At 38.5% G+C, this 11,070-nt stretch carries 9 protein-coding genes; 8 read left to right on the top strand and 1 reads right to left on the bottom strand.

Annotated elements, in window-relative coordinates; translation table 11 throughout:
- Positions 1-142: 142 nt before the first annotated feature.
- The 5 genes from B3E00_RS19665 to B3E00_RS19645 all read left to right on the top strand — a co-directional run bounded on the left by B3E00_RS19665 (position 143) and on the right by B3E00_RS19645 (position 3,939).
- Positions 143-856, top strand: a complete 714-nt coding sequence (locus B3E00_RS19665; RefSeq protein WP_293884391.1) for a hypothetical protein — start codon at positions 143-145, stop codon at positions 854-856.
- Between the two features lie 5 nt (positions 857-861).
- Positions 862-1,137, top strand: a complete 276-nt coding sequence (locus tag B3E00_RS19660) for a hypothetical protein (protein ID WP_209576710.1) — start codon at positions 862-864, stop codon at positions 1,135-1,137.
- 534 nt (positions 1,138-1,671) lie between these two features.
- Positions 1,672-2,016, top strand: coding sequence for a PadR family transcriptional regulator (locus tag B3E00_RS19655; RefSeq protein ID WP_293884392.1), 345 nt, complete (start codon positions 1,672-1,674; stop codon positions 2,014-2,016).
- 49 nt (positions 2,017-2,065) lie between these two features.
- Positions 2,066-2,623, top strand: coding sequence for a hypothetical protein (locus B3E00_RS19650; RefSeq protein WP_293884393.1), 558 nt, complete (start codon positions 2,066-2,068; stop codon positions 2,621-2,623).
- Entirely contained in the window at positions 2,620-3,939 is a 1,320-nt protein-coding gene (locus B3E00_RS19645; RefSeq protein ID WP_209576716.1) for a serine hydrolase domain-containing protein, read from the top strand. The genes B3E00_RS19650 and B3E00_RS19645 overlap by 4 nt, the downstream gene beginning before the upstream one ends.
- A 761-nt stretch (positions 3,940-4,700) precedes the next feature.
- Here B3E00_RS19645 and B3E00_RS19640 read toward each other — a convergent pair.
- Positions 4,701-5,312 carry a zinc-ribbon domain-containing protein gene (locus tag B3E00_RS19640; protein WP_293884394.1) on the bottom strand — a complete coding sequence of 204 codons (612 nt, stop codon included), beginning with the start codon at positions 5,310-5,312 and terminating at the stop codon, positions 4,701-4,703.
- A 427-nt stretch (positions 5,313-5,739) separates the two neighbouring features.
- Between B3E00_RS19640 and B3E00_RS19635 the strand changes: the two genes are divergently transcribed.
- The 3 genes from B3E00_RS19635 to B3E00_RS19625 all read left to right on the top strand — a co-directional run bounded on the left by B3E00_RS19635 (position 5,740) and on the right by B3E00_RS19625 (position 10,906).
- Positions 5,740-8,859, top strand: a complete 3,120-nt coding sequence (locus B3E00_RS19635) for a SusC/RagA family TonB-linked outer membrane protein (RefSeq protein ID WP_293884395.1) — start codon at positions 5,740-5,742, stop codon at positions 8,857-8,859.
- A 78-nt stretch (positions 8,860-8,937) separates the two neighbouring features.
- Positions 8,938-10,377, top strand: a complete 1,440-nt coding sequence (locus tag B3E00_RS19630) for a SusD/RagB family nutrient-binding outer membrane lipoprotein (RefSeq protein WP_293884396.1) — start codon at positions 8,938-8,940, stop codon at positions 10,375-10,377.
- Between the two features lie 103 nt (positions 10,378-10,480).
- A complete protein-coding gene (locus B3E00_RS19625) occupies positions 10,481-10,906 on the top strand; it encodes a hypothetical protein (RefSeq protein WP_293884397.1) in 426 nt (141 codons plus the stop codon).
- The last annotated feature ends 164 nt before the right edge of the window (positions 10,907-11,070 follow it).

Below are 11,070 nucleotides of genomic sequence, written 5' to 3'. Positions count from 1 at the left end.
TGCTGGACTACCTCCCATAAAGTATATACACTTTTGGAAGCGTTCCATTAATGGTCAGCTTTTTTGTTCCGTTAAATCTGATTTTAATGACTCATAGCGACTCTTTATTTGTATCTTTAAAGAAAACAACGATAAGCCCGTTATGAAAAATTGCACGCTATTATTCTTCCTTTTTTTTGGGACCTGTTTTTCTAAAGCCCAAGCACAACAGCAACTTCATGACGGAGCCTATCTGTATCAGGATGGCATGAATAAGCATTTAATGCTCGTTAAAGACCATTACATCTCCTTCATAAGTTACGATGATGTGAGGAAACGTTTTCACCATACTTGGGGTGGCACACTTGATAAACAGCAGAATCTGATCAATATCCTTATCGAATATAACTCACAGGATTCGACTACTGTCGGTAAAACCATGCAATTGCCGTATCGGGCTGAAGTAGATTCTCTCCATCTAAAAACAGCCCATCATTACCATCTCTATATGAAGCAGAAAAAGATTCCGCAGGATCTTGATGCACTTTGGCGAATTAGTGGGCGTCAACAGGAGGGAAAAATGAATAATATTCCAAAAGCAGATCGCAAAACAATCAAAATATTAGTTGATGGATATTTTCAATGGGTAGCGATTAATCCTGCACAAAAAGGTTTTTATGGTACTGGCGGGGGATTGTATCAATATGCTCGAAATCGGTATACTGAAACACTACAATTCTTTTCGAGAGACAATAATCGAGTTGGGCAGGCGCTCGCCTTTGATGGTGAAATTGTGGCTGGAGCATGGCACCATAAAGGAAAAAGTTCGAAAGGAGACGCTATTTATGAAATCTGGAGTAAAGAAATAACAGAATAAAAAAAATGACAATAGAACAATTTCAATCTCTTGAAAGCCCAGTTCAGCACTGGACGGCAGTACAAAAATCACTTTGGTATGATCTAAAAGGACATTGGAAAACAGCCCACGATCTGATTGATCAATTAGGCGGAATTGACGCAGCACATGTTCATGCATACTTACACCGAAAAGAAGGCGATCAATGGAATGCAGAATATTGGTACCGCCGCGCAAAACAGGATGTTTACAAGGGTAGTCTGGAAGAAGAATGGAAAGAGCTCTTTAAACGATATGTATGATAATAGACAATTTTCCACGAGTCTGTTCACTTTTTAATACATTCCCCAACGACATTGCGACAATAATATTAAAAAAAATATATTTTTAACTCAATAGCACTCAAGTCCGCCACATCCTAACAAAATATTACCAATTAAGAGAGCTTTGCAAGGAAAAATCGATAATTTTACGTAACAAACCTATCACAAAGAAAAATATTATAAGGCGAATAAACAGAATGGCACAGAAATTGAATAACACATACTATACTTGAGAAAGTATACTTTTCATAAATTTAGGTTAATAATTGGTTAGGTTAAACACTTGAAGTTCCCCACTTCAAGTGTTTTTTTTTGTAGAATTAGCTTGCATCAAATAACTTTCTATTCCGCTTCTGGTGTGACTTTTATGTACAACTTCACTTCCTTTTCTAATAACACTTCTACGCTAAGCATACCTTCTATTTATAGCACGGCAAATCATTTATCGAGGTCTGTAATGAAACTTTAAAATAAATACATTGCATTACTATGTATTTTGTTATATTTACCTCCATGAACAAAGAATTTATTGACAAATGGATTTCACAGCTAAAAAAAGGAAGCCTTTCTTTTGTTATACTCGGTGTCCTCGCTTACGAGCAAGAATACTATGGTTACGATCTTATCCAGGAGGTCAAGAAGAAAACCACCATTGATATTGCTGAAGGAACATTATACCCTTTATTAATTCGTTTAAAAAACGAGGGGTTGGTCGAATCGCAGTGGGTTCCGCAGAAGACTGGGATTCCAAGAAAATATTACAAAATAACAAAGGAAGGCCAAAGTACCTTCTTAGAAATGAGAAGTTACTGGGCAGGCTTAAACCAACACTTAACCACCTTGACTCATGCATTATAACCAAATACATTTTACCAATAGATTCTCGGCTCAGCTTTATAAAAATTACATGTCAACAGCCACGGCTCTTGTCAAAAAATTAGCATTGGAGCAACGTCAGGATATATTATGCGAAATTAATAGTCACATATTTGAGGCGTTGCAACAGCAATTTCCCCAACAGTTAATCCAGGATACGACGCCTATGCAGCTCGAAGATATTTTGGAGAAGCTAGGTTTACCTGCGACCTTTATCTTAGAAATGATCTCTTCAGCCTCCTTAGGTCAGGCAATAGCGCCTTCAACTGAACCGACATCCCTCTTGCAGATCCCCATCATGTTTGCACGAGCGATAGTCAATTTGGTTTATTACACCACCTATACCCTGATGCTTATTGCTATATTTTTAGTAGTGGCCAAGTTTGTTGATCCACAGGGAGTAGGCTTTTTCTATGCGCCCAATAAGTTTTTCATATTCGGAAAACTTATTCTACAGCAAGAAGAGGCCATACGGTATGAACAATTGGGCAATTATTTTATTCCAGTTCTTCTATTTATCATCATTGGGCTGTACTATTCTTCAACGCTTATTTTAAAAATCAAAAAATCTATATACCATAAATTATGAAAAGAACCTCACTTTTGCTCTTGCTATTAGGCAGTCTAACCAGCCCAATTTTAAAAGCCCAACAATTTAGTCCTATCCGGATGGACAGTCTGATGTCAATATTAGAAAGTAACCAAGTCTGGATGGGCAGTATTGCGATAAGTAAAGGAGACGAATTGCTCTACCAAAGGGCCATTGGAAATGCAGACATCGCCCAGAAAAAGAAAGCGAGCCCAGATACCCGCTATGGTATAGGGTCGATTTCAAAAACTTTCACAGCAACCCTTGTTCTAAAAACAGTGGAACTTGGCAAGCTAAAACTGAACCAAACATTATCGACTTATTTTAAAGACATTCCAAATGCAGAAAAGATCACCATTCATCAATTGTTAAATCATAGTAGCGGTGTTCATAGCGTCACCAACGACAAAGATTACCTAACATGGAACACTCAACCTCAAACTGAACAGGAACTTGTTGAACGCATTATCAAGGGTGGTGCTGAATTTACCCCTGGAAGCAAACATGAATACAGTAATTCAAATTATATTTTACTGACATATATCCTAGAAAAAGTATGGAAAAAAGATTACGCTGCGCTCCTGAAAACATATATCTGTGGACCATTGAAATTGGAACAGACCACATTTGGGCGACCACAAAATAATAGCGGTGCTGTTAGTGAATCCTATCGATTTACGCAAGAATGGATCCTTGAACCACACACCCACAACTCTGTTCCCCTCGGTGCGGGGGCAGTTTGGTCAACGCCAACAGATCTAGACAAATTTTTCAATGGTTTATTCAGCCATAAAATAATCAATGCGGCGAGCCTCGACGCCATGAAAAAAATAGATCAAGGTTATGGACTTGGCTTATTCCAGTTGCCGTTCTATGAGCATATGGGTTTCGGACATACCGGCGGAATCGATGGCTATTCTTCTGTAGCTGGGCATTTCGATGATGGTAATTATAATGTCGCTATCATTAGTAATGCCAACAATTATAATAATAATGAAATCCTAAAGTTCAGTTTAGGTGAACTTTATAAAAAGTCCTTCCCACTACCGGATCTTACGGAAGTACAATTGACAGACGAAGAAATTACTAGTCTTGTTGGCGAATATAAAAGCGAACAGCCTCCAATCCAGATAAATATTACCCGAGAAGGAAACAAAGTGTTCGGACAGGTCATTGGTCAACCGTCGTTTCAGCTGAAAGCAAAGGATAAAAACACACTGATTCAACCGCAATTTGGTGTAAAAATAGTTTTCGAGCGCAACGAAAACAAAATGACACTCTACCAAAATGGACATACACTTGTTTTGAAGAAATAAGGAGAAATTGTTGCTAGTGCGCGTAGCTATACGACTTGATTAATGAATATAACCCCATTTGCTATCCATATCTTCCCTATTCATCAAATTGTACAATCTAAAAAGCAGGATTTTATTTAAATCTTGCTTTTTAAGTTTCATATTTCACGAATTGTCTAAACAGAAATTATTGTTATAGGTGGAATTCAAAATAACTATAGTGCATATTTAAAACAATTCCCAAATCAAATTGACCGGTTTCGATATCTTGAATCAGAATACGCAAAATTATTGGGCACAGTCAAGACAATAGAACATATTTTGGGAATTCACTTACACTGAAACAATATTTTATGCTGGGTTATATTCATAATTTAATATTATAAAAACAAAGAAGTAGCTCATTTAAGATGCAAACCGTGTCTACAAGATATATTCTTGGGGATTAAATCAATACCTTCTCTTTTGCAAAAGAGGTAATTTGAGCGCTGGTTTAAACCTTGTTGTATATCCTTTGGGTTTCCTTGATAACAGCTATGCTATAGCGTTGCTATCTATTTGGTCTTTCGTTGCTATCTGATTACTATAAGACCAAATAATAGGTAAAGAAACAGCAAACCGTAGGCAAAGAAACAACAACGAAATAGCAGAGAACCAGCAAAGGATAGGCAAAGAAACGGTAAAGAAATGGCAGAAAAACAGCAAAGGATGGGCAAAGAAATAGCAAACCAATACGCCAGTAGTACCAACGAAGGTAGCAATAAGAAACAAGAAAATGCTCGTTAAAATCTTTCAATATTTGATATCCTTCTTTTCATTTCTTCAAGTTCAGAACGTGACAATTTTCGCTGTTCAGCATAACTATCAGCATACTGCTCTTTCAATTTGCGCAGACCCTTTCGGCTATCCGCTTCATAATCGTTAACATCAAAAGTCACTGAATCTGTAGTTAAATTGGCTATACGATAGAGTGTACGCATCGTTTTACCATCCTTTGGATAAGAAACCTCATACACATCGCCTACTTTTGGATCTTTCAGGTATTTTTCTTTCTTTTTTGCACCTGAAATCCCAGCTATAACAATAGCAGCTACTAAAAGTCCAATCAGCATTAAACCCGTAAAATAACCGATAGGTGTTTTACGGATAGTTCCTGAAGACAGGGATTGAAGTGTCTGTGGCTTAATTTCAGATTGGTAGCTCAACTTTTTGCAATGATTGCAAATCGTAATAATCTGCGCAGAATAGGGAAATATGGGTATCCAAAAAATATGAAAATACTTAATCTGTCTATAGGCAAAGAGAGACTGAGCCGTGCCACAATAATCACAGTCGCCTACTGCCGATTGCGATTTGTTAGTTAATACCTTGGTTCGTGTGCCAAAAATAATCATAGTATGAAGCATTTTAATTCTGTATAATCGGAATACAAGAATCCTGCCCAATTCCGAACAGAATATACAAGGATTTACAATTCGCAATCCGCCGTTTACGATTCGCAACTACCCATCAATATGCTAATAGGCGCCATATTGCAAAGTCCAGATGAAAGCTTTAAGCAAAAAAGCAGCTTCCGTTTTTTATCTATACTAGATCAGCTCGTCTATATTTAATCATTCTGACTCAAAAATTACAAAAAAGCTGAAAATAAAGTATAGTTATCAGGTGGATTTTATATATTTGCATTAACATTTTTTAACACATGAAACAGCATATACAGTATACCCTTGAAAAACGAATGTCCTAAGGGGATGTTTTACAAGTAAATTCAAATATCTCCGATAACCCATCTCAAACAATACACTCACTATTATAATTAGTATGACAAAAAACAACATAAATTTTGTCGTAATGGCCGCGCTTTGTCTAAGTTCTGGCGCACTATACGCACAAAACACTATAAAAGGAAAAGTAGTTGACAATAACAACAATCCTATTCAAGGGGCTACTGTCACCGAAACGACCAGTAAAAAACAAGTACAGACAGATACAAATGGTCTATTTGAGTTACCTTCTTCTGGCAGCTCGCTAAATATCAATATACAATATATAGGCTTTGAAAGTAAAACGGTTCAAACTAATCCGACAGGCTTTACCACAGTTCAACTTGTGCCTTCAACTGCCCTGTTAGACGAAGTGGTCGTAACGGCTTTAAATATATCCAAGGAAAAAAAGACGTTAGGATATTCTATTCAGGAACTAAAGGGAAAAGATCTTTCCGAAGCTAAAGAAAGTAATCTCGTAAACTCCTTAGCCGGAAAAGTTGCTGGGGTTCAGGTAACAAATAGTCAAGGAAATATGGGTTCTTCGAGAATTATTATCCGTGGAGAAACTTCCATTGCCGGAAACAATCAACCTTTATTTGTGATTGATGGAACACCTGTTGATAATTCCCAGCTGGGAACGAGTGGTAACCGTGACTATGCAAATGCAATTTCAGATATCAACAGCGAAGACATCGAATCCATAAGCGTACTAAAAGGGCCTAATGCAGCTGCGTTGTATGGTTCAAGAGCCGCCGCTGGGGTGATTTTGATTACGACAAAAACTGGAAAAAAACGCAAAGGATTGGGGATAAATATTAATTCAAATAATACCATTGAACGTCTTGCCGTTCTACCCGATTATCAAAATGTATTTGGACAAGGTGCCAATGGAAAGTTCAGCTATGTTGATGGAAAGGGTGGCGGTATCAATGATGGTGTTGATGAAAGCTGGGGGCCAAAAATGGATGGCAGACTCATCCCACAATTTTATTCAAAGGGTGAAGCAGTACCTTTCTTGCCACATCCAGATAACGTACGCAGCTTTTTTGGAACAGGACGAACATTAAACAATGGAATATCTATTGCCGATGCCACAGATAAAGTTGATTATCGTTTTTCTTATAACAATAGTAATCAAACAGGAATTATCCCAAATTCTTCGATTGAAAAAAATAACTTCAATATTAACACACGTTATAAAATCACGGAAGATCTGACACTTACAGCAAATGCAAATTATGTACGTACAAACTCAGGTAATTTACCAGGTGTAGGGGGCTTTCGCTCGAACGGCTATATGCTCCAATTTACCTGGTTTGGCAGACAGGTCGATGTTTCCCGTTTAAAAAATTATCGGGATGAAAACGGTAACCTTGTCAATTGGAACAATAGTTATTATAGCAATCCATACTTCATCGCAGAGGAAAATACGGTACAGCAACAACGCGACCGAATTTTTGGAAATGTTGGTTTAAATTACAAGATCAACGAGTTTTTGACAGCCAACTTCCGTACTGGTAACGATTATTATACTGATCGTAGAAAAATACGGATTGCTTATGGTACCAATGGTACACCCTACGGTTCCTATGAAGAAGATGCTTATACAGTAAATGAAAATAATACGGAGTTTACTTTAAACTACAATAGACCGCTTTCAACAGACTTTACGCTGGATATATTAGCTGGAGGTAATATACGTAGCCAATCGCGGCAACGCAATAACCAAAAAGCCCCGCGTTTAGCTGTACCTGATGTCTATACGCTAGCAAACTCCAGAGATGCCTTGATTTCAACAGGTGAATATAGCCCATTGAAGGCCTACAGTATTTTTTCATCGGCGCAATTAGGGTACAAAAATTATGCATTTTTGAATCTAACAGCTCGAAACGACTGGTCTTCTACTTTGCCTGTTGACAATCTTTCGTATTTCTATCCGTCTGCAAACGCTAGCATAGTCCTGACAGATGCATTCGCTATTCAAAGCGATATATTGTCTTTCTGGAAATTACGGGGGGGATGGTCCAAAGTAGGTAAAGATACAGACCCTTTTAGTTTAATTGATTCTTATCTATTTAGTGCACCATACGGAGACAACCCACAATTATCGGTCAATGACATTAAGAAAAACCCAGACCTAAAACCCGAAACAACCACCTCAACTGAGCTAGGTACCGAACTGGCTTTCCTAAAAAATAGAGTGCGATTAGACTTAAGTTTATACGACATCAATAGTATCAACCAGATTTTAGCCGTTGATGTGAGTCCATCGACAGGTTATAAGAAGAAACTCATGAACGCCGGAAAGATCAACAATAAGGGGCTTGAAATTCAATTAGGGGTTACACCGGTGAAAAAACAGGATTTCCAATGGGATATCAATGTCAACTTCGCAACAAATAAAAGTAAAGTTGTAGAATTAGACAATGACGGATTATTACAAAGTTATACGATCGGATCATCAGGAACCGTGCAAGTTTTGGCCGCAGTCGGAAGACCCTATGGAACTCTTTATGGAACTGGCTTCTTACGGAATGAATCGGGTCTACTTATCGTGAACGCCGACGGAACACCTGCCACTGATCCAGTGAATCACTATTTTGGCAAATTTACACCAGATTGGTTGGGCGGTATTACAAATCAATTCCGTTACAAAAACTTTGATTTAAGCTTTTTGATAGACATCAAGCATGGGGGCAAACTCTACTCAGGTACGAATGCGACCGGTAGAGGAACTGGGGTATTGGCCTCGACTCTCCCTGGAAGAGATGCTGAACATGGCGGACTGAGCTATACAGTTAACGGGACAACCTATGATGATGGTATTATCGTAGATGGCGTAAATGCAGACGGTTCAGAAAATACGAAAGTTGTATCGGCACAACAATATTATAAAACGCTATATAGAACCAATGAAGCAAATGTATTCGATGCTTCTTATGTTAAATTGCGCGAGGTAAAACTAGGTTACCAATTGCCAAATCATTGGATTTCCAAAATCGGCTTTCAGGGAGCTTCGTTCTCTTTAGTAGCTCGAAACCTGTGGATTATCCATAAGAACGCACCCAATATTGATCCAGAGACAGCCTTTAATACAGGCAATGCACAAGGTTTGGAAAGTTTACAGTTACCGACCACAAGAAGCTTTGGCTTCAATTTAAATCTTAAGTTTTAAGCAACTGAAATCATCGCTGCCTAAGGCAGTTCGATTTCTTACTAGCGAACAATTGAAGAACAAATAATTATTTTGAGCATGAAAATAAACAGCAAATATATAACAGGACTTATTCTCTTACTGGGCCTAACCACGTCCTGCAAAGATGAATTAGCAAAAGTCAATCAAAATCAGAATGAGGCAGAAAATCCTCAACCTGGCTACCTTCTCACAAGCGCGATTAAAACAACAGCCGACAGCTACTGGGGCGTAAGCAATAATCTTGCTTCTAGTCTGTTGTTTGTACAACATTGGGCTAGAATCCAATACACGGACCCCGACCGCTATATTTTCACAAACAATGATTTCACAGAAGGATGGTCAACCTGGTACTCAAAGAGCATCAGCCAATTAAAGATCACGCAAAAATTAGCAGCAAATAGCGGCAACGACAACTACAAGGGCGTAGCACTTATCTTGCAGTCATGGGTATTTTCATTACTGACAGATGCCTATGGAGATATTCCTTATACTGAAACAGGAGACATTGATGCTTATTTGACTCCTCGTTACGACGCACAGGAGAATGTATATAAAGGCCTATTGAACGATCTCAAAAACGCACAAAGTTTATTAAAAGTTGATGGTGAGGCTATCCAGGGTGATATTATTTATGAGAATAAAATCATTAAATGGAAACGTTTTGCGAATTCACTCAGATTGCGCTTTGCATTACGTATTGCTGACCGCCTACCGGATCTAGCCAAAACTACATTGCAGGAAATCGCAGCAGAAGGAAGTGGTTACATTAGCTCCAATGAGGATATCGCTCAGCTGATCTACCGCGATGCTCCTTATCGCAATCCCGTCAGTGCATCTTTTGAAGCAAGAGAGGATTATCGCGTGAGTAAAACAATGGTAGATAAGCTTGTCGAGTTAAACGATCCACGCTTACCTATTTATGCGGATGCAACGGACAAACCGACTAAGGAGCAATATGTTGGTCTCCCAAATGGCCTCACTTCAAGTGAGGCTAGCAGTATTGGTTTTGATCTTACATCCCGACCAGGAAAATATTTCCGTGAGCCAAAAGCTCCTGCAGTCTTCTTAAGTTATTCGGAGGTTCTTTTTGATCTTTCCGAGGCCGTAAGCAGAGGATTTATTACGGGTGATGCAGCAGATCTCTACCAAAAGGCCATTCGCGCATCTTTTGAACAATACAAAGTCAGTAATAATTTAATCGATGCCTACCTTCGTCAATCATCAGTAATTTTCGACCCCAATAACTATAAAAAGTCAATTGGCGAACAAAAATGGATTGCGTTATATGGGCAAGGTTTGGAAGCATTTGCCGAATGGCGTAGATTGGATTATCCTAAGTTAACACCTGCAAAACAAGGTGCTTTGGGCGGAAAAATCCCTTTGCGCTTTCTATATCCCGGAACAGAACAATCTCTCAATGGAGCTAATTACCGAGAAGCCATAGCACGCCAGGGTAGCAATACGTTGTTAACTAAACTGTGGTTTGATGTAGAATAAATAGATATCAACAGAACTAAAAGCGGAGAAAGCACAAATTTTTTCCGCTTTTTTTTTGAATAGATTTCTTACCTTAGTATAGGACTTTAACGATTTAAATGCCATGGATGATCAAACATTAGACAGAATAGACGAACTCAGTGAAGAAGGAAACATTCAATGTGACGAAGGCAACTATCAAGAAGCGATCCGCTTGTGGACCGAAGCACTTGATTTGGTCCCAAGTCCGCAAAATGTTCACGCAGAAAGCCTCTGGCTCGAAGCCTCTATAGGAGATGCTTTTTTCTTACTCGACGACTTTACCAATGCGCTCTCCCATTTTGAAAAAGCAAAACAAAATATCATCGAAAATGCTTACGAAAATCCGTTTATTATGTTGCGGTTAGGACAATGCTACCTACACGACAATAATAGTGAGCTGGCTCAGGAATATCTTCTCCGGGCTTATATGATGGAAGGAAAAGATATTTTCGAGGATGAATCCCCCAAGTACCTTACATTTTTAAGTAATAATATCGATTTAGATTGATAATTATCAATCTAAATCGATGGCTTCTTCACCTTTCATCGGCACACCAGATGCCATAACTGCGGCGTCGACAGCAAATACTGCTTAGTATTTTTGGCCTTTCTGCTTTGTTTCACTTTATCGTTAATAATCGCGTTCTCGAGAAGTCCTGCTTCAATGGCTCC

The organism is Sphingobacterium sp. UBA5996, assembly GCF_002429765.1.
Lineage (GTDB): Bacteria > Bacteroidota > Bacteroidia > Sphingobacteriales > Sphingobacteriaceae > Sphingobacterium.
Note: the sequence above shows the minus strand (reverse complement) of the source record. Positions and strands in the feature narration are given on the sequence as shown.

Coding starts and splice junctions, on each gene's coding strand:
- B3E00_RS19660 (WP_209576710.1), top strand. CDS start 862: ATGACAATAGAACAATTTCAATCTCTTGAAAGCCCAGTTCAGCACTGG.
- B3E00_RS19655 (WP_293884392.1), top strand. CDS start 1,672: ATGAACAAAGAATTTATTGACAAATGGATTTCACAGCTAAAAAAAGGA.
- B3E00_RS19625 (WP_293884397.1), top strand. CDS start 10,481: ATGGATGATCAAACATTAGACAGAATAGACGAACTCAGTGAAGAAGGA.
- B3E00_RS19630 (WP_293884396.1), top strand. CDS start 8,938: ATGAAAATAAACAGCAAATATATAACAGGACTTATTCTCTTACTGGGC.
- B3E00_RS19645 (WP_209576716.1), top strand. CDS start 2,620: ATGAAAAGAACCTCACTTTTGCTCTTGCTATTAGGCAGTCTAACCAGC.
- B3E00_RS19665 (WP_293884391.1), top strand. CDS start 143: ATGAAAAATTGCACGCTATTATTCTTCCTTTTTTTTGGGACCTGTTTT.
- B3E00_RS19650 (WP_293884393.1), top strand. CDS start 2,066: ATGTCAACAGCCACGGCTCTTGTCAAAAAATTAGCATTGGAGCAACGT.
- B3E00_RS19640 (WP_293884394.1), bottom strand. CDS start 5,312: ATGATTATTTTTGGCACACGAACCAAGGTATTAACTAACAAATCGCAA.
- B3E00_RS19635 (WP_293884395.1), top strand. CDS start 5,740: ATGACAAAAAACAACATAAATTTTGTCGTAATGGCCGCGCTTTGTCTA.